The organism is Sphingorhabdus sp. (genome assembly GCF_044239005.1).
Classification (GTDB): domain Bacteria; phylum Pseudomonadota; class Alphaproteobacteria; order Sphingomonadales; family Sphingomonadaceae; genus Sphingorhabdus_B.
This window is the reverse complement of record NZ_JBIICH010000014.1, coordinates 1-18006: the sequence shown is the minus strand read 5'-3', so window position 1 is coordinate 18006 and position 18006 is coordinate 1. Positions and strand designations below refer to the sequence as shown.

Here is an 18006-nt window from a genome sequence, read left to right as displayed (position 1 = left end):
CGCGCTGCTTTTCACAGCGCCGACAAAATTTCAACCGAAGTTATCGGATCAGGTTTCCAACAAAGCGCGTAGCATTGGCTTGAAGCGATGAGATCTTCTCATTTACTTCGCTAAAACCGCCCTCAAGCTGCATGATTTCCGATACCACATTTTCCGTATCGCTGCGGATGGCGGAGATGGTGTTAGACATCAAATCGGCGGCCAGAGCGGTTTCATCAACGGACGCGGTAATCATCGTAACCGTTTGTGCTTGGTCCTCCATCGCCCGCCGGATGCGCTCAGCAGACATGCGCACTTCGTCAACGGTTTCGCGGATGGATGCGTTTGATTCAACCGACGCCTTGGTCGCACTTTGAATGGATGAAATCTTCTGTGCAATTTCGTCCGTTGCCTGCGCTGTTTGATTTGCGAGGCTTTTGACTTCCTGCGCGACCACCGCGAAACCACGGCCTGCATCGCCTGCGCGCGCGGCTTCGATTGTGGCGTTCAACGCCAACAAGTTGGTTTGCCCCGCGATCTCGCGGATAAGGCCCAATATAGATTCGATAGATTGGGATTGTTCGGACAGCGTGTCGGTCGCCACTGCACCTTTGGTTGCCACGGCCGCGGCGCGGTTTGCGACGTCGGCGGCGGTCTCCACTTCTGTCCGTGCATCTTCAATTGCACGGATGAGGCCTGCGGCCGTCTGGGCCGCTTCGCGCATTGCGACTGCAGATTGTTCAGACGCTGCAGCAACTTCCGATGCCTTGGACAGCATGCCGTTCGCCATTTGCGAACTGCTCGCGGCTTGTTGGCGCAATACGGCCGTGCGATCGGCAACCTCATGTGCAGTAATGCCGATGTCGTTTTCAAACTGCGCCGATTGTTCCTGGCGGCGCGCCGCGTTCTGATTGGCGTGATATGCCGTGTGGCACATTGCCATGATGGACAGTTCCAGCCCTGTCGCGGTCAGAACCGCAGCTGCAAGGTCCTGATAATCTTCCTGTTCGACGCCATATACTTCACCGAGCAACTTTAGCGTGAAGGCGTTCGACCGTATCGATGCTGCATTAACAGTTTTGGGCGGGATACCCCGCTGGCATGAGTCCATGATCTGGCGAGTTAGAAACTTTGACCATTCTGCGCCTTCGACATCGCTAAGGCGTTTACCTATAAAGGCGGCCGTTTTGATCCGGGCTTTTTCTACATTTTCGGGATCCTGCATTTCAGGAAACTTGCCCATGCCGATCCAATAATCCCAATAATAGCTGCTAATGTCGTATAGCCGGTCTTTCAAAAGCTCACCGACTTTGCGGCAGCGGGGCGCAAAGTTTTTGTCTTCGACAAACACATCAATAATCGCCTGGACGTCCGATTGTTCAATGTCCCGTTTCTCTGCCATACTTGCGTTCCTGTGCCATGGTCTTCCGCAATGCGGACCGATTTTCCATGTTTAAGCAGTAAATGGTTAATAGGCGGTTATTGCCCGAACGCCTCCGATGCTCTGGCGCAGATTTTGTACAAAGTTGTGATTGAACAAATCCATCATCTCAATGCGCGATTCTGACGGCGGAGGCCTTGCGCCACGCCATTAAACGATTAAAGAGCGACGCTTAATATAGGCTGCGCTTAAATGAAGGACGCTGAAATCATGGCGAAAAACCCGAACCGCCCGTTATCACCGCATTTGCAGGTGTATCGTTGGTCACCGCAGATGGCGATTTCGATTTTCCACCGGGCAACAGGATTCATTCTCGCGACGGTTGGAATGATCACCTTGCTTTGGTGGTTGTCGGCGATTGGTGGTGGCGCAGAAAGCTATGCGACCTTTCAAAAATATGTCGTCTCTGCAGGTGACAGCGCAACCGGTTTTGAAACTGCGGCCAACTGGTTCTTCCGGCTTTTGGGCCTTGCTGTAACCTTCAGCTTTTTCCAGCATCTCGCATCTGGCATTCGCCACCTCGTTTTGGATATTGGCGCTGGTTACGAATTGAAGGCGAACCGGACCTGGGCTTCGGCTGCATTCATTGCGGCCTTTTTTGCAACTGCATTCGTTGTCCTGTTTGTGGCATCGCGCTTTCTGGGAGTTTGATGATGGACAGTAGAACATATATCGGGCGCGTGCGCGGGTTGGGGTCAGCAAAGCATGGCGGCGAACATTGGCTGAAACAGCGCCTGACCGCGATTGGCAATATCTTGCTGACCACGTGGCTCGTTGTCTCGCTGCTTCTTATGCCGAATTTTGATCAAGCAACTTTGGCGCAATGGCTGGCTCAACCAACCGTTGCGGTTCCGATGATATTGATGATCGTGAACATTTTTTCGCACGCGCGCCTTGGTCTTCAGGTTTTGATTGAAGATTATGTCCATGACGAGGGATTGAAGTTTGGCGCAATGGCGCTTCTCAACTTCTATGTCGTCGCGAGCGCCGTATTCGGCATTTTCGTCGTAGCAAAATTAGCATTTACCGGAGCATCCGCCTGATGTCAGACGCTTACAAGATTATCGACCATACCTATGACACGGTTGTTGTTGGAGCCGGCGGCTCTGGCTTGCGCGCCACGATGGGCAGCGCTGAAGCCGGTTTGAAAACAGCCTGTATCACGAAGGTTTTTCCCACCCGTTCGCATACTGTTGCGGCACAGGGCGGGATTGCGGCGTCGCTTGGTAACAACTCGCCGGACCATTGGACCTGGCATATGTACGACACCGTAAAGGGGTCCGACTGGTTGGGTGACCAAGACGCGATCGAATATATGGTGCGTGAAGCGCCTGCTGCGGTGTATGAGCTTGAGCATGCCGGCGTTCCATTTAGCCGCAATGCCGACGGCACAATTTACCAGCGCCCCTTTGGCGGCCACATGCAGAATATGGGCGAAGGCCCCCCCGTTCAGCGTACGGCCGCAGCGGCCGACCGGACCGGTCACGCCATGTTGCACAGCCTGTATCAACAGAGCCTGAAATATGATGCGGATTTCTTCATCGAATATTTCGCGCTCGATCTGATTATGGAAAATGGCGAATGCCGCGGCGTGATTGCCATGTGCATGGAAGATGGCACCATCCACCGTTTCAAGAGCCACGCCGTCGTGCTGGCAACCGGCGGATATGGCCGTGCCTATTTCTCCGCCACTTCGGCGCATACCTGCACCGGTGACGGTGGCGGCATGGTGCTGCGCGCCGGGCTTCCGCTTCAGGATATGGAATTCGTGCAATTCCACCCCACCGGTATTTACGGCGCTGGCGTTCTCATCACAGAAGGCGCGCGCGGCGAGGGCGGTTATCTGACCAACAGCGAAGGTGAACGCTTTATGGAGCGTTATGCACCGTCCGCGAAGGACTTGGCTTCACGCGACGTTGTAAGCCGTTCGATGGCGCTTGAAATGCGTGAAGGCCGCGGTGTCGGCCCGCATAAGGACCATATCTACCTACATCTCGACCATATCGATCCCAAGGTTTTGGCCCAGCGTTTGCCCGGCATCACCGAAAGCGGAAAGATTTTCGCTGGCGTCGATCTGACGCGTCAACCACTGCCCGTGACACCAACGGTGCACTACAATATGGGTGGAATTCCGTGCAATTATCATGGTCAGGTGGTCACCAAGGTTGGTAATGATCCCGAAGTCATCGTGCGCGGCCTTTACGCGGTTGGCGAAGCAGCATGCGTTTCGGTGCATGGCGCAAACCGCCTGGGATCAAACTCGTTGATCGACTTGGTGGTATTCGGACGCGCAACTGGTCTGCATTTGAAATCGTCGTTGACGCCAGGTGCGCCGCACAAGGCGCTGCCGAAAGATGCTGCCGATTTGGCACTGACCCGCGTCGACAAGTTCCGTGCAGCAAAGGGCGGTTCGCCGACTGCAGACATTCGTCTGCAAATGCAGCGGACAATGCAAAAGCATGCTGCGGTGTTCCGCGACACAGCACTGCTGGCCGAAGGCGTTACCGAGATGCAAAAGGTAAACCAGCGTCTGGCCGACGTGCACGTCACCGACCGCAGCATGATCTGGAACACCGACCTCATCGAAACGCTTGAGCTCGACAATTTGATGGCGCAGGCTGTGTGCACCATCGAAAGCGCCAACAACCGCAAGGAAAGCCGCGGCGCGCATGCGCATGAGGATTATCCAGAGCGTGATGACGCAAACTGGATGAAGCACACTGCTTCATGGTTTGAAGGTTGGGGCGGATCCGGCGGCGCGGTGAAAATCGACTACCGCCCAGTGCATGATTATACGCTGACCGACGAGGCAGAGTATATCAAGCCGAAGCCACGCGTTTATTAAGTTCCGCGAAAACGGAGGCTGTAATATACAGGCTCCGTTTTCGTTTTTCATGATCGAAAACCGAACAGGCGACGATGATTTCGTCCACTTGCGTGCGCGCTAAAAACGCTTTGGCGCCTGTCTTTACAGTGTCAGCGGAGCCGATTGCGCTGGCGGATAATATGTCGTTCAACGCGGACGTAAATTGCGGTGGAAGTGACGCCACATAGCCTTCGACCGGTGGCGGCATTTGGCGCGGGTTGCCCGTGCGTAAGGCGACAAAGCTTTGCATCAATGAGCTCGCCAAAAATTCCGCTTCCGCATCGGTTTCGCCGGCGATGATGTTGAATGCCGCCATCGCATAGGGTTTGTCCAATATAGCGCTTGGCCGGAAATGGCTGCGGTAGATGTGCAGGGCTTCGTCGAGCATTTGCGGTGCAAAGTGGCTGGCGAAGGCAAAGGGCAAGCCCAATGCAGCGGCCACTTGCGCGCCGTAGAGGCTGCTGCCCAAGATATAAAGTTGCACATTTGCGCCCGCGCCGGGTGTCGCGACGATGCCTGTTTGGCCATCATCGGCGAAATAGCTTTGCAGTTCCATTACATCGCGCGGGAACGCGTTCGGGTCGCTGTCCAATGTCCGGCGGATCGCTGCGGCAACACGTTGGTCGCTGCCCGGCGCACGGCCCAGTCCAAGATCGATCCTGCCGGGGTAAAGCGCGTCCAGTGTGCCAAATTGCTCGGCGATGACCAAAGGCGCATGGTTCGGCAGCATGATGCCGCCTGAGCCAACGCGGATGGATTTGGTCGCCGCAGCAATATGCCCAATAACAACGCTGGTGGCCGCGCTGGCGATGCCCCGCATCCCGTGATGTTCGGCAACCCAATAGCGGCTGAACCCCAGACTTTCGGCGTGGGCAGCAAGGTCGGCGGCGTTGGCGAGCGCGCCAGCCACTGAGCCACCTTCGACAACGGGAACAAGGTCAAGCAAAGAGTAATTGGTCATGAACCCTAAATGGGTGTGTTCACGCGCAAAGCCAAGCGCAATCGACTATGCTGTGAAGGCGTGTATAAAATGCGCATGATCACCGCGCTGTTCCTTCCCTTTCTTATCACCACAATGCTGATTGAACTGACCCCGGGGCCGAACATGGCATGGCTCGCATTGACCAGCGCGACGCAAGGGAAGCGGTCGGGTTTCGCCGCGGTCGCGGGCATTGCAACGGGCCTTACGATTCTTGCTTTGGCTTCGGCCATGGGGCTTGCCGCGCTCGCAGCCCGCGCACCTTTTGCCTTTAGTTTGTTGCGCTATGCAGGCGTGGCCTATTTGCTCTGGCTCGCATGGCAAACATGGGTTGGGGAGAAAGAAGTTGGGGCCAACCACATAGACGCGACGGCCATGGCGGCATGGTTCCGCCACGGTTTGCTGATCAACTTGCTGAACCCAAAGGCCGCGGTGTTTTTTGTCACTGTCCTGCCAGCCTATATCGCAACGAATGCGCCGATTGTGCCGCAGACCATGCTGCTGTCCGCCAGCTACGTCGCGATTGCGACAGCGGTGCACCTCGTCATCGTTGTATTGGCGGCGCAAGCACATGGATGGATGACTGTAGGCAACCGCCGGAACCAAGTGCGCCGTATATTTGCGGGTCTATTGGCGATGGTCGCAATCTGGTTCTTGGTAAGCACGCGTTAAAGCTGTTTTCCTGACGTTGCAGAAGCGCAAAAAGCCTTAGCGCCAGCGCAACATAGAGCGGTTCAGCTGCGCGACGGATTTGACACCCATCAATCGCATGTCACGATCAATTTCGTCGCGCAATTTGCCAACGATACGTTCAACGCCGGGTTGGCCCGCCGCGGCCAATGCATAAAGATAGAGCCGCCCGCCCGAGCATGCTGTGGCACCTGCTGCCAGCGCCTTCAATACATGGCTGCCGCGCTGCACGCCGCCGTCACAGATGATGTCGATCTTGCCGCCAACGGCGTCGGCGATTTCGGAAATCTGGTCGAATGGCGACCGCGATCCGTCCAATTGCCGCCCGCCGTGGTTGGACACCAAGATCGCAGTCGCGCCGATGTCGACAGCCCGCTTCGCATCATCAACGGACATGATGCCCTTTAAGCAAAATTCGCCGCCCCAGTCGGACCGCACTTTCTCGGCCATTTTCCAATCCATCGACGTGTCGAGCATGGTATTGAAATATTCGGCCACAGAGACCGCGACATTGGTCCCGGCGTCAACATGCGTTTGCAGATTGGGAAGCGAGAATTTCTCGCGGAATATATAGTTCAGCGCCCATGATGGATGGATCGCGTAGCTCAGCACCGATGCAGGTGTAAATCGCGGCGGCGAGGTGAAGCCACTGCGCAGGCAGCGTTCCCTATTGCCCGATACGATCGTATCGACCGTCAACGCGATGGCATCAAATTTCGCGGCTTTACAACGTTCGATCATCGACGCGTTCAGGCCTTTGTCTTTGTGAATATACAGCTGAAACAGTTTTGGCGTCTTGATGCGTTCGCCGACTTCCTCAATGCTGACCGTGGCAAGCGATGAAATGCCGAACCAAGTGTTAAACTGCTGCGCCACAGCGGCAACGGCACGTTCACCTTGCCAATGGAATAAGCGTTGCAACGCGGTTGGCGATAGCATGAGCGGCATGGCAATGTCTTTGCCCATGACACGCACTTTTGTGTCGATATCTGAAACGCCCGCGAGCACATTGGGCACAAGATCGCAGTCGTCGAACGATGAACTGTTGCGACCTTTCGTCCGCTCATCATCGGCTGCGCCGTCGATATAGTTGAAGATAGGTGACGGCAGGCGCGACTTCGCCAGCTGGCGAAAATCGGCGACATTATGACAATCATTCAAACGCATGCGGCGCTTATGACAGGCCTTTTATATAATTGCACCTATTTGGTCTTGGCATTCTGCCATATTGTCCTGCAGCAACATTGCGTTTAGCGATGTACAACGCAAATAACGTCCATCCCTAATGCAAAGGCTATCTCCCATGTTCCTCCAAGGCAAAACGGCGCTTATCACTGGTTCAACATCTGGCATTGGTCTGGGTTATGCGCGCGCGCTAGCGGCCGAGGGTGCCAATGTGATGATCAACGGTTTTGGTGATGCGGATGCCATACAAGGCTATGTCGCGGAACTCGCCGCGGCAAGCGGTGGCAAAGCACTCCATTCTGGCGCGGATATGATGAAACCAGATGAAATCAGGGCGATGGTCGCTGAATGTAGCGAGAAACTGGGGGCGCCTGATATTTTGATCAACAATGCGGGTATCCAGCATGTCGCGCCGGTTGATGAATTCCCGGAAGACAAATGGGACGCAATCATGTCGATCATCTTGTCGTCCGCATTTCATACCACAAAAGCTGCTTTGCCCGCGATGAAGGCAAAGGGATGGGGCAGGGTCATCAACACCGGTTCGATGCACAGCCTTGTCGCATCACCGTTTAAGTCGGCGTATAATGCGGCAAAACACGGCCTTGCGGGCTTTAGCAAAACGGTTGCGCTTGAGGTTGCGACGCAAGGCATAACCGTCAACAATATCTGCCCGGGATATGTGTGGACGTCATTGGTTGAAAACCAGATTCCCGACACGATGAAGGCACGCGGATTGACGCGTGAACAGGTTATCAACGATGTGTTGCTGGCGAACCAGCCGCAGAAAAAATTTGTTCAGGTTGAACAATTGGCGGCATTGGCGGTGTTCCTGTGCAGGGATGAGGCCAGCGCGATTACCGGAACGAACCTATCGGTTGATGGTGGCTGGACTGCCCAATAAATCTTGGCTTGTGGGTTCGCGGCCAAAGGGTGCTTTAGTCGCCATCTCTCCCTCCCTCTCGTCTAGGGCAGTTGCGCCCGGCACAGCAAATAGCGGCGGTGTATAGCCAATTTTGTTCTTTCGGGGTGCGTCCGGATTTTCCCGCTCTGACCGCGGGGATACGCCAAATGGCAATCCGAAATCGGCTTGAATTGGTCTGCCGTCAATCGATGGCGCGCCGGTTATAAATCCAACAGAAACGCCAGAATCGAATGGAACAGGCGGCGGAGATGGTGGCGGAGAGGGTGGCGGTGCTGTTGGTTCGGGCGGCGGGGCGTTAACTTCTGCGTTTGTGCCATCTGCGGCTTCGTGGGTCGCGATGGGATTGCCCTGTGGAATGAGCACGGTGATGAACCCGGTGACCGACAGAACCCCAAGCAAGATTTTTAGAGTATTATCCACGCGCCCCAGCCTGTTTGGTTGCAAGGGGGGTATATGAACGGCCTTAAGAAAATATTAGCGACAATGCGTTGGCCCATAGAAAAAACCGCCGACATTGCTGCCGGCGGTTAGGTGTTTTCCTCCCCAGGAAAACTCGTAAATATCTGCGCTTACTTGCCGCCTGCACTCCCCAAACGGTGGTAGAGGCGGGCAAATTTGATCGACTCCGGCTGATCCTTGATCGCTTCCAGATAGTGGACCAAGGCCTGCCTCAAAAGCGTGAGGTCCTCGGTCGACAATACGGCGCGGGCGCGTGCTGGTTCGCTCATGGATTCACCTTTCTTACGCTGCGTTGCTGAACTGGTTCATGGTATTGTCTTTACCGCCAGCCTTCAGCGCGGCTTCGCCAGCGAAATATTCCTTATGCTCGTCACCAATGTCGGAACCCGACATATTCTGGTGCTTAACACAGGCGATACCTTGGCGGATTTCCTTGCGTTGGACGCCGGCAACATAGCCAAGCATACCCATTTCGCCGAAATAATCCTTCGCCAGATTGTCCGTGCTTAATGCCGCGGTGTGATATGTTGGCAAGGTGATCAGGTGGTGGAAAATGCCCGCACGCTTCGCAGAATCGCGTTGGAAATTCTGGATCCACATATCGGCTTGCGTGCCCAATTCGGTCTCGTCATATGCTGCGCTCATCAGGTTTGTGCGGTCGTAAGCCGACACGTCCTTACCCTCTGCAGCCCAGGCGTCGAACACCTGCTGACGGAAATTAAGCGTCCAGTTGAAGCTTGGCGAGTTGTTATAGGCCAATTTGGCGTTGGGAACGACTTCGCGGATACGGTCGACCATGCCGGCAATTTGTTCGATGTGCGGCTTTTCGGTTTCAATCCAGATCAGGTCCGCGCCATTCTGCAGCGATGTGATGCAATCCAGCACGCAGCGGTCTTCGCCTGTTCCTGAACGGAATTGGAAAAGGTTGGAGGGCAGGCGCTTTGGCTTCAAAAGCTTCCCATTGCGGTTCAGGATGACATCGCCATTTTGCGCTGTGCTTGGGTCGATTTCTTCGCAATCGAGGAAGCTGTTGTACAAGTCACCAAGGTCGCCAGCTTCTTTCGATACAGCAATCTGCTTGGTAAGGCCTGCACCCAAGGAGTCCGTGCGCGCAACGATGATGCCATCAGGAACGCCCAGCTCGAGAAACGCGTAACGGCAGGCACGAATTTTCTGCAGAAAATCTTCGTGTGGGACGGTCACTTTGCCATCTTGGTGGCCACATTGTTTTTCGTCCGAAACCTGATTTTCGATCTGCAATGCGCATGCGCCCGCTTCAATCATCTTCTTGGCCAGAAGATAGGTCGCCTCGGCATTGCCGAAACCTGCGTCAATATCCGCGATGATCGGCACGACGTGGGTTTCATGGTTTTCGATTTTGGCAAGCGCCTGTACTTCCTTGGCCGCATCGTTAGCTGCACGGGCGTCATCAAGGTCCTTGAACAGAAGGTTGAGTTCCCGGCTGTCCGCTTGACGCAGGAACGTGTAGAGTTCGCCGATAAGGGCAGGGACGCTCGTCTTTTCATGCATCGATTGGTCGGGCAGTGGGCCGAACTCGCTGCGCAGGGCCGCGATCATCCAGCCCGACAGGTAAAGATAGCGCTTTTTCGTGGTGCCGAAATGCTTCTTGATCGAAATCATCTTCTGCTGGGCAATGAACCCGTGCCAGCAACCCAGCGACTGCGTATATTGCGCGGGGTCGGCATCATAAGCCGCCATATCTTCACGCATGATTTTTGCGGTGTAGCGCGCAATGTCGAGGCCCGTTTGGAAACGGTTTTGCAACTGCATACGCGCCACGGACTCTGCGCTAATCGAGTCCCATGTGCCATTGTTCGCGGCAATGTGTATGCTGTTTTCAGCAATGAGCGACTGGTACGACATTTACAATTCCTTCGGTAACCTGATGTATGCCAGCAGATATGCGGCTCATATGCCCAAAGGACGAGTCAATTTTGTAATATTTGTTGTGTTATGGTGCAGATAATCTAAGGATTAATTGTAAATCTGTAATATAACTTACAAGGCATTGCCATGAGTGAACAAAAGCTATTTGCCGGTCATGCCGTCCGCAGAATCCGTCGTGCAAACGGACTGACACAAGGGGCAATGGCCGATGCGCTCACCATATCCGCGTCTTACCTCAACCTGATTGAGCGCAACCAGCGGCCACTGACGGCCACCTTGTTGCTGAAACTCGCGCAGTCATATGACTTCGATCCACGCACACTGACTGGGACAACACCCGGCGGTGGCGTGGAGGCCATTCGCCGTAGGTTGAGCGATCCTATGTTTGCTGATTTGTCCGTCGACCGAACACAGGTGGAAGAATGGATTGCCGCCAGCCCTGATGCAGCCGAAGCTTTTGCCCGCGCGTTTGACCGTTTGTCTGGCGGTTCGCATGGGGCAGCGGGCGCGATGCAAGGCGGTGCAAGCATTGAACCTGAATCCATCGCATCGGCGCGGCGCGAGATTGAACGCTGGCGCAACCATTTTGCAGATTTGGACTCGCAAGCTGAAAACCTCGCAGATGAGCTGCGTCTTAATAATGCGGACCTGTATGGCGCGATTACCGAACGGCTGCGCGTAAAGCATCAGCTGTCGATACGGATATTGCCGTTTGACGTAATGCCTGACCGGTTACGCCGGTTGGACCTCCATGCCCGGCAATTGCAGTTGTCAGAGCTATTGGATCCGGCAAGCCGCACATTCGCCGCCGCCTTGCAACTTGGTATGTTGGAGGCAAAGGCGGAGATTGAGGCACTCGTTGCTGGGGCCTCGTTCACCGAACGGGCGGGCGAGCGTCTCTACCGCCGCCATCTACACAGCTATTTCGCCGCAGCCGTCATGATGCCTTACGCCCGCTTCCTGCGCGCTTGCGAGGCGACTGGCTATGATCTCATTTTGTTGCAACGCCGGTTTGGGGCGGGTTTTGAGCATGTCGCGCACCGCTTAACGACTTTGCAGAGGGTGGGGCAGCGGGGATTGCCATTTTTCATGCTACGGATTGATCGGGCCGGGCAGAGCAGTAAGCGTTATGCAGGCGCGAGTGCATCACCTTTGGTAGAAACCGACCGCAGATGCCCGTTGTGGCACGTGCACAATGTTTTTGCACGACCGGGCACGCTGTTGCCGCATTTGGTTGAACTGGAGGACAAAAGCCGTTGGTTCACGCTGTCACGCACGGTGCACCCGCAAACCGCTGTGAGTGGCGGCGTTGAAGCGGAATTCGCCATTTGTTTGGGTATTGATGCCAAGCTCGCGGCACCCTTGGCCGCGGCGCGGGGCTGGGATTTAGGCGACGCGGCAGCGACGCCAATCGGATTGGGCTGTCCTGCGTGCACGCGATCGGACTGCCCACAACGCAGCGCGCCGCCCGCAGGACGCGTGCTTGTTTTCAATGAGCGCGAGCGCGGGTTGTCGCCATTTGCCTTTGATCAACAGGCATAACCATTAAGGACGGTCGAAAACATAGCCTGCCGACCGAACCGTACGGATTGGGTCTGGGCTACCAACCTGCTCAAAGGCTTTACGCAGGCGACCAACCCATACGTTCACAGTTTTGTCATCAACTATGTCCCCATCTTTGCCGAGAACTCGAATGAGGTGCTGGCGTGAAAAAACGCGATCGGGATTAGCTGCAAAATGGGCCAATAAGCGAAATTCTGTCGGTCCAAGTGGCAGGGATTGACCGTTATACTGCGCTCTAAAGGTCGCTGTGTCGACGACCAGCCGGCCATGAATATATTTGTGGAGGTCGGGGCCTGCGTTTCGTGCGGACAACTGAAGTGCAAGCCGGCGGCTGAGCGTTTTAACGTCGAACGGCCCAATGATATAATCGTCGGCGCCGGCGTCCAGCGCGCGCCGCTGGCTGGTTTCGTCTGCATGTTCCAAGACAAGTGTCGTATGACATTGTTGACCGACATCGGTGGCTTTTAACTGGCGGCAAAACTCTAGGCCGGACTTGTCGGGAAGAATCCAATTGACAAAGCAGAGAATGTTTTGCGTTTCGGGCAGCGATGTAATGTCGGACGATCCTGTCAAAAACCGAACGTCTGGGTACTCTGCGCCCATGTCCGCTATCAGTTCCGCATCGCCGCCTGCGATTAATACATAAGTATCGTCGTTCATGTTCATCCACCCGTTTCAGCGGATGAAATGCAGATGGCAAATGACAAGTTCGTGACCGTTATGCGTCACTTTGGTGTCGACTTTTTTCTGTAACGTTGGCGTCACCAAATTGTCGGTGAAGTGTCGCAGGGGTGCAACTCACGACGTCTAGCGACCTCCTTGCAAATGCACCCGGGGCGAATCGAAATGACTTCAATCGTCCCGACAACGATTAACAACAGGGATTTATTATGAAGCGCACCGTCTCTCTCCATCTGGTTTCGTTGGCTGCGATCGCCGCTTTCCAGACCACTACGCCCGCGTTCGCGGCTGAAGCTGCCGCTGTTGACGCCGCGGCGGTCGATGAGGCTACCCGGCAGGACAATTCCGGCCTGGTCGACATTGTTGTAACTGCGACGAAGCGTGAAACCAATCTACAGGATACGCCGATTGCTATTGCGGTCATGAGCGACGAAGATTTGAAGAAGCGCCAGGTACAAAGCTTGTTAGATCTCGCAGACGGCGGAATACCATCGCTGCGCGTGGCGACATTTGAATCACGTCAAACAGCGCTAACGGTCGGCATGCGGGGTATTGTTCCCGGTGACGCCAATCAACCCGCCCGCGAACAAGGCGTCGGCGTCTATATTGACGGCGTATATCTGGGACGTCAGCATGGTCTGAACGCTGGCTTTTTGGATGTACAGCGCATTGAGGTTCTGAAAGGTCCGCAAGGAACCTTGTTTGGACGCAATACCGAAGGTGGCGCGGTCAATATTGTCACGCGCGCTCCAACCGGTGAGTTCGGCGGCCGTGCCTCCGCCGGTATGGGCAATTTCGGTGCATATAGCGGTCAACTTCGTATCGATCTTCCTGAAGTTGCTGGTTTCTCGTTCAAAATTGACGCCGGTCTGCAACATCAGAATGCAACGACCAAAAACCCGTTGGAGGGACAAGTTGGGTGGAATTATTTCCATCGCTATGGCGGTCGGATAGCGGCACGGTGGGAACCCACGAACACGATTACAGCCGATTTTTCGGCCGATATCGGTCGCGACAAAAACACCGCATTTCTTAGCCAGCTGATCAATTATAATCCAACCAATCGCCCCATTGCGACGCTTGCGCAGATTGTTGCCAACGGCAACCGTCTTCCTTCGGGCTTTGTTGCGCCGCTTCCTCCGCTGTTGAAGGTGCAACCTGACCGCGTTAGCACCGCTGACATCGGCGTGCCGCAACAGCCCAGCGTGGGTAAAACCTTCGGCGTTGTCAGCAACATCAAATGGCGGCCGTTCGATGGTATCGAAATTCGCTCGATTACAGCATGGCGCACGGTCAGCGACCGTCAGTTTGATAATTCCGGCGGCGCTAACCGGACACCGACATTCCTTCCGAATGCCACGTTTAGCCGCTACAGCCTTGCGACGTTAGACCAACGTCAGTTCAGCCAGGAAATACAAGCTGTCGGCAATACCGAGACCGTCGATTATGTTCTGGGCCTTTATTATTTCAATGAACGGGCCAACGACACCGCCCGCACCCCGAATACGAACCGTTGGAATGCCGACGGAACAGCGTTCAGCATTGTTGATCCGGTGACCTATCCACTTGCCGTTACAGCGCGTGCAAGTATCGCATTTGCCAAAAGCTACGCCGTATATGGGCAAGCTACCTACACGCCTGAACAATTGGAGAGCCTGCATGTGACGGTCGGTGGTCGCGTTACGCGTGATGACAAGAACGGACAGTTGTTCACGGTAAATGGTGCATCCACCAATTTCACCTTCGATCAACGCAACACGCGTATTGACCCGCTGGCGACAGTCGCTTGGGATGCTTCAGATGCCGTCAATCTATATGCAAAATATGCGACGGGTTACCGTGCGGGTGGCGCAAGCTCACGTTCTTTGAACTATCGTGCATTTGGACCTGAATCGGTCAAGTCGTATGAAATTGGCGCGAAAACCGAATTGTTTGATCGGCTCGTCCGGTTGAACCTGGCTGGTTACATAATGGACCGAACCGACAGTCAGGTTGATTTCAATTTCTTCATTCCGCAAACCAATGGGACAGTCCGCAACACGCTGGAAACCGTAAATGCGGAAGGCGTAACCAAGATTAAGGGTATTGAGGCGGACTTGACCGTCAGGCCCACCGACAGCCTGTCTTTCGGTGTATCTTACGCCTACACCGACGTGAAGATTCCACCCGCACGCAATACCGTGCAGGAACAGCTTAACGCGTCGCTGACACCCGCGGTGACCACACCAGTGTTTCAGGACGTCTATGTCGTATACACACCCAAGCACGCTATATCAGGTTCGATTGACTTTGAAACGCCAGTGGGCGGAGCAGGTGCGGCGGTAAAGCTTCATTTGGACGCCAACTACAGCTCGCCGTCTTTCACGTTCGATAATGAAAACGTCAAAAATGAAAAAGCGTTTCTTATGAATGGCCGGCTGTCGCTTGCAGACATTCCAATGTCCGACAATGGCCAGCTGTTAACGGTCGCTTTATGGGCGCGTAACATGTTTAATGAATCACATATCTATCGTCGTTCAAATGCAAATGGTCCGGTTCTGGGCGATTATGCGAACTTCAATGCGCCGCGCACGATAGGCGTTGAAGCTACCGTCAACTTCTAAGGGTACGTCCCCCCAAGACTAAGGGGTGCTGCAGCAATGCGGCACCCTTTTTTTGACGTGATTGCAGACTGTAAAATTAATCGACACTTTACCATTGCCCGTTAGCAAAGCGGACATGGACGCGGCGCGATGATAGGGCTTTTTAGGCATTATATACCCTATGGGGTGTCGTTTCTGGCGCTGGATGATCGCTTGCGGATCAAAGCAGCGGGCGTGCACGATCGTGGTGACAGCGTGTCCCATCAGGAGGCCGCATAAATGACCGAACATCGGCAAAAGCTACTCATTGTGGAAGATGATCTTGATCGTCAGAAGCAACGCAAATGGTCATATCAAGGTTTTGACGTCTTTTGCGCGTCCAATCGCGAAGAGGCGCTCGCCTTGCTGCGCGAAGTAGAGCCTGACACCAAAATCATTGTCGTGTCGGGAGATGGCACACATGAAAGCGCGCTGCGCGCTATTTCTGCCGGTGCTTGGGATGTTGATCATAAGCCCGAGGATATTGACGCGCTTCACCTAATCCTTCGGCGTGCATTTCATGCGCGGGAGTTGGAGGTGAAAAACGCATTGTTGCAGCAACCCGATAGCGACGGCGCGTTGTTGCTGGGAACAATTCGCACCGCATCACCGGAGATGGTGAAGGTTGCACGCACCATAGAGCGGATCGCACCCGCTGATATTTCGGTTTTGCTGTTGGGTGCCAGCGGCACGGGGAAGGAATTGCTGGCGCGCGGTCTGCACAATGCCAGCGGCCGGCGCGATAAGCCATTCGTCGCCATCAATTGCGGCGCCATCCCTGAAAATTTGCTGGAATCCGAATTGTTCGGCCATGAAAAAGGTGCGTTTACCGGCGCGGTTAAAACGACCGAGGGCAAGATTGAGCTGGCACATGGCGGAACGCTCTTTCTGGATGAAGTGGGCGACATCCCGTTAGCGCTGCAGGTGAAACTGCTCCGTTTTCTGCAGGAACGCAATATTGAGCGCATTGGCGGCCGCACAGCCATTCACGTCGATGTCCGCGTGGTCTGCGCCACCCATCGCAATCTCAGCAAGATGATTTCGGACCAGACATTCCGCGATGATTTATATTACCGATTGGCAGAAGTCACCGTCAACATTCCGCCGCTTGCCGCGCGCACGGGGGACGCAATTTTGTTGGCCAAGCATTTCGTGAGCACATTTGCACGCGATATGAACCCGGCGATTAAGGGCGTGTCGACCGGCGCATTGGCGGCAATTGATGCATGGAACTGGCCGGGAAATGTTCGCGAACTTGAAAATCGCGTTAAGCGCGCGGTCATCATGGCAGAGGGCGCGTTTGTCACAGCAGAAGACCTCGACTTGGGCGACGGGAATGCGGACGATCTGCAACTCAACTTGAAAGCCGCGCGCGAGGCAGCCGACCGCAAGGCGATTACGCGGGCTGTTGCGCGGACAGAGGGCAATATTTCCAGCGCAGCGAAGTTATTGGGGATTAGCCGACCGACGCTGTACGATCTGATGAAGCAATATGATCTGCAATTGTGATGGGACGTGAATCAGCCAAAAGCTGCGGTAAAAAAATTAGCTGAGCGCCAGTAATTCGGCCGGATCGATACCGGCACGCTGCATTTGGGCTTTTACGTCAGGCCAAATATTGTGCATGAAATTGTCGCGCTCGAAACTGCGCAGTTTTGAAATAGCGCCATTCGCCACAAAAAGGCCGACGCCACGCTTAACGTCCACGAGCCCGCTGTCTTGAAATAGCTGATAGGCCTTAGCGACCGTCAACGGGTTGGCGCCTTGGTCAGCAGCAAACGCGCGAACCGAAGGCAACATGTCGCCTTCCTTATACGCGCCGTCCAAAATGGCGGCGGCAATCACATCGCGCAATTTCAAATATACGGGTTTAACGTCATTCTTCATCACATACTTACTGCCATAATACAGTAGGTCGCGTCAAGGCAGCACTTTTACGGCCATTGGCGAATGATATGCGTGGGGTCGGGGCGCGGCCGCTCTTCAAGAGGCAGGGCTGGGGACCCCATGAAGAATAGCCCGGCAATTTGTTCGTCACCGGTGCACATCGCTTTGCGCACATTGTCGTCGTAGGTTGCCCATCCGGTAATCCAACTTCCAACAAAGCCATGTGCATGCGCCGCGTGCAACAGATTCATGCCAACGGCGCCAACGCTGAGCTGCTGTTCCCACACAGGAATTTTTGCGCTTGGCTGCGGCGCATACAGCAAAAGGACAAGCGTTGGGGCCATGCGCGATGGTGACACCGCCGCGTCAATCTGTGCAGGCCGCGCGTCGGGATTGGCTGCGGCGAATGCATGTGTGAGGAGATCAGCAAAGGCGTTGCGGTCGGTGATCTCGACAAAACGCCACGGAAATAGCTTGCCATGATCGGGGGTGCGCATAGCGGTCTGCAATATGCGGTTAAGCGTGGCTTGGTCGGGACCGGGCTCCACCATGTCGCGTGGTTTGCCAGACCGGCGGGTTTCGAGATAGCGCGTTACAGAGGAGATGTCGTTGAACATTCCACTCCCTTCGACGAATTTTGACGGTATCCGCAATTAAATTCTTCACACGCGTAATTTTTTCGGTAGGTTCGCCGCCAATCGTTCCTTTCAATGGAACATCAAACATAACAGAAATGAGGGGTTTCGCTCGATGGCGACATCATATGCGCAAGATGGAGATGCAGCAGGGACATTCCTTGGCCATCCCAAAGGTCTTTTCGTT

General features: G+C 54.9%; 17 protein-coding genes. 8 read left to right on the top strand and 9 right to left on the bottom strand.

The annotated features are described in order from the left end of the window. Positions 1 to 40: 40 nt before the first annotated feature. Positions 41 to 1381: a methyl-accepting chemotaxis protein gene (locus ACILQA_RS02215; protein WP_395628218.1), complete on the bottom strand. Its 1341-nt coding sequence runs from the start codon at positions 1379 to 1381 to the stop codon at positions 41 to 43. 231 nt (positions 1382 to 1612) lie between these two features. Here ACILQA_RS02215 and sdhC point away from each other — a divergent pair, with 231 nt between their 5' ends. Genes sdhC through sdhA form a run of 3 tightly spaced genes read left to right on the top strand, consistent with a single transcriptional unit; the run spans position 1613 to position 4265 of the window. Next, entirely contained in the window at positions 1613 to 2071 is a 459-nt protein-coding gene (sdhC, locus tag ACILQA_RS02210; RefSeq protein ID WP_395628217.1) for a succinate dehydrogenase, cytochrome b556 subunit, read from the top strand. Positions 2072 to 2073: 2 nt separating this feature from the next. Continuing rightward, a complete protein-coding gene (gene sdhD, locus ACILQA_RS02205) occupies positions 2074 to 2463 on the top strand; it encodes a succinate dehydrogenase, hydrophobic membrane anchor protein (RefSeq protein WP_306063248.1) in 390 nt (129 codons plus the stop codon). Next, the gene (gene sdhA / locus ACILQA_RS02200; RefSeq protein ID WP_395628216.1) at positions 2463 to 4265 is read left to right on the top strand and encodes a succinate dehydrogenase flavoprotein subunit; all 1803 of its coding nucleotides are present in this window, start codon (positions 2463 to 2465) and stop codon (positions 4263 to 4265) included. The genes sdhD and sdhA overlap by 1 nt, the downstream gene beginning before the upstream one ends. On the opposite strand, the gene ACILQA_RS02195 is transcribed toward sdhA, so the two are convergent. After that, on the bottom strand, positions 4240 to 5247 hold the full coding sequence (locus ACILQA_RS02195) for an LLM class flavin-dependent oxidoreductase (RefSeq protein ID WP_395628215.1): 1008 nt from the start codon (positions 5245 to 5247) through the stop codon (positions 4240 to 4242). The two genes, sdhA and ACILQA_RS02195, sit on opposite strands and share 26 nt — an antisense overlap. 69 nt (positions 5248 to 5316) lie before the next feature. Here ACILQA_RS02195 and ACILQA_RS02190 point away from each other — a divergent pair, with 69 nt between their 5' ends. Next, the gene (locus ACILQA_RS02190; RefSeq protein ID WP_395628214.1) at positions 5317 to 5937 is read left to right on the top strand and encodes a LysE family translocator; all 621 of its coding nucleotides are present in this window, start codon (positions 5317 to 5319) and stop codon (positions 5935 to 5937) included. A gap of 36 nt (positions 5938 to 5973) precedes the next feature. Here ACILQA_RS02190 and ACILQA_RS02185 read toward each other — a convergent pair whose 3' ends face one another. Continuing rightward, positions 5974 to 7122: an alpha-hydroxy acid oxidase gene (locus ACILQA_RS02185; RefSeq protein WP_395628213.1), complete on the bottom strand. Its 1149-nt coding sequence runs from the start codon at positions 7120 to 7122 to the stop codon at positions 5974 to 5976. Positions 7123 to 7258: 136 nt separating this feature from the next. Here ACILQA_RS02185 and ACILQA_RS02180 point away from each other — a divergent pair, with 136 nt between their 5' ends. Beyond that, positions 7259 to 8044, top strand: a complete 786-nt coding sequence (locus tag ACILQA_RS02180; protein ID WP_395628212.1) for a 3-hydroxybutyrate dehydrogenase — start codon at positions 7259 to 7261, stop codon at positions 8042 to 8044. Here ACILQA_RS02180 and ACILQA_RS02175 read toward each other — a convergent pair. The 3 genes from ACILQA_RS02175 to ACILQA_RS02165 form a co-directional block, all read right to left on the bottom strand. Then, on the bottom strand, positions 8012 to 8485 hold the full coding sequence (locus ACILQA_RS02175) for a hypothetical protein (RefSeq protein ID WP_395628211.1): 474 nt from the start codon (positions 8483 to 8485) through the stop codon (positions 8012 to 8014). The genes ACILQA_RS02180 and ACILQA_RS02175 overlap by 33 nt on opposite strands. A gap of 149 nt (positions 8486 to 8634) precedes the next feature. After that, positions 8635 to 8793, bottom strand: coding sequence for a hypothetical protein (locus tag ACILQA_RS02170; RefSeq protein WP_183940489.1), 159 nt, complete (start codon positions 8791 to 8793; stop codon positions 8635 to 8637). Between the two features lie 13 nt (positions 8794 to 8806). Then, a complete protein-coding gene (locus tag ACILQA_RS02165; protein WP_395628210.1) occupies positions 8807 to 10408 on the bottom strand; it encodes an isocitrate lyase in 1602 nt (533 codons plus the stop codon). Between the two features lie 150 nt (positions 10409 to 10558). Between ACILQA_RS02165 and ACILQA_RS02160 the strand changes: the two genes are divergently transcribed. Further along, complete coding sequence (locus ACILQA_RS02160; protein WP_395628209.1) at positions 10559 to 11974, top strand: short-chain fatty acyl-CoA regulator family protein; 1416 nt, start codon at positions 10559 to 10561, stop codon at positions 11972 to 11974. Positions 11975 to 11977: 3 nt separating this feature from the next. On the opposite strand, the gene ACILQA_RS02155 is transcribed toward ACILQA_RS02160, so the two are convergent. Beyond that, a complete protein-coding gene (locus ACILQA_RS02155; RefSeq protein ID WP_395628208.1) occupies positions 11978 to 12655 on the bottom strand; it encodes a response regulator transcription factor in 678 nt (225 codons plus the stop codon). A gap of 230 nt (positions 12656 to 12885) precedes the next feature. Here ACILQA_RS02155 and ACILQA_RS02150 point away from each other — a divergent pair, with 230 nt between their 5' ends. Further along, positions 12886 to 15279, top strand: coding sequence for a TonB-dependent receptor (locus tag ACILQA_RS02150; protein ID WP_395628207.1), 2394 nt, complete (start codon positions 12886 to 12888; stop codon positions 15277 to 15279). A gap of 258 nt (positions 15280 to 15537) precedes the next feature. Next, positions 15538 to 16806, top strand: coding sequence for a PEP-CTERM-box response regulator transcription factor (prsR, locus tag ACILQA_RS02145; protein ID WP_395628206.1), 1269 nt, complete (start codon positions 15538 to 15540; stop codon positions 16804 to 16806). Between the two features lie 36 nt (positions 16807 to 16842). Here the strand turns inward: prsR and ACILQA_RS02140 are convergent, their stop codons facing one another. Beyond that, positions 16843 to 17184, bottom strand: coding sequence for a GntR family transcriptional regulator (locus tag ACILQA_RS02140; RefSeq protein ID WP_183940501.1), 342 nt, complete (start codon positions 17182 to 17184; stop codon positions 16843 to 16845). 47 nt (positions 17185 to 17231) lie between these two features. Beyond that, complete coding sequence (locus ACILQA_RS02135) at positions 17232 to 17801, bottom strand: nitroreductase (RefSeq protein WP_395628205.1); 570 nt, start codon at positions 17799 to 17801, stop codon at positions 17232 to 17234. Positions 17802 to 18006: the final 205 nt, after the last annotated feature.

Coding starts and splice junctions, on each gene's coding strand:
- prsR (WP_395628206.1), top strand. CDS start 15,538: ATGACCGAACATCGGCAAAAGCTACTCATTGTGGAAGATGATCTTGAT.
- ACILQA_RS02215 (WP_395628218.1), bottom strand. CDS start 1,381: ATGGCAGAGAAACGGGACATTGAACAATCGGACGTCCAGGCGATTATT.
- ACILQA_RS02155 (WP_395628208.1), bottom strand. CDS start 12,655: ATGAACGACGATACTTATGTATTAATCGCAGGCGGCGATGCGGAACTG.
- ACILQA_RS02160 (WP_395628209.1), top strand. CDS start 10,559: ATGAGTGAACAAAAGCTATTTGCCGGTCATGCCGTCCGCAGAATCCGT.
- ACILQA_RS02135 (WP_395628205.1), bottom strand. CDS start 17,801: ATGTTCAACGACATCTCCTCTGTAACGCGCTATCTCGAAACCCGCCGG.
- sdhD (WP_306063248.1), top strand. CDS start 2,074: ATGGACAGTAGAACATATATCGGGCGCGTGCGCGGGTTGGGGTCAGCA.
- ACILQA_RS02180 (WP_395628212.1), top strand. CDS start 7,259: ATGTTCCTCCAAGGCAAAACGGCGCTTATCACTGGTTCAACATCTGGC.
- ACILQA_RS02170 (WP_183940489.1), bottom strand. CDS start 8,793: ATGAGCGAACCAGCACGCGCCCGCGCCGTATTGTCGACCGAGGACCTC.
- sdhC (WP_395628217.1), top strand. CDS start 1,613: ATGAAGGACGCTGAAATCATGGCGAAAAACCCGAACCGCCCGTTATCA.
- ACILQA_RS02165 (WP_395628210.1), bottom strand. CDS start 10,408: ATGTCGTACCAGTCGCTCATTGCTGAAAACAGCATACACATTGCCGCG.
- ACILQA_RS02185 (WP_395628213.1), bottom strand. CDS start 7,122: ATGCGTTTGAATGATTGTCATAATGTCGCCGATTTTCGCCAGCTGGCG.
- ACILQA_RS02140 (WP_183940501.1), bottom strand. CDS start 17,184: ATGAAGAATGACGTTAAACCCGTATATTTGAAATTGCGCGATGTGATT.
- ACILQA_RS02150 (WP_395628207.1), top strand. CDS start 12,886: ATGAAGCGCACCGTCTCTCTCCATCTGGTTTCGTTGGCTGCGATCGCC.
- sdhA (WP_395628216.1), top strand. CDS start 2,463: ATGTCAGACGCTTACAAGATTATCGACCATACCTATGACACGGTTGTT.
- ACILQA_RS02190 (WP_395628214.1), top strand. CDS start 5,317: ATGCGCATGATCACCGCGCTGTTCCTTCCCTTTCTTATCACCACAATG.
- ACILQA_RS02195 (WP_395628215.1), bottom strand. CDS start 5,247: ATGACCAATTACTCTTTGCTTGACCTTGTTCCCGTTGTCGAAGGTGGC.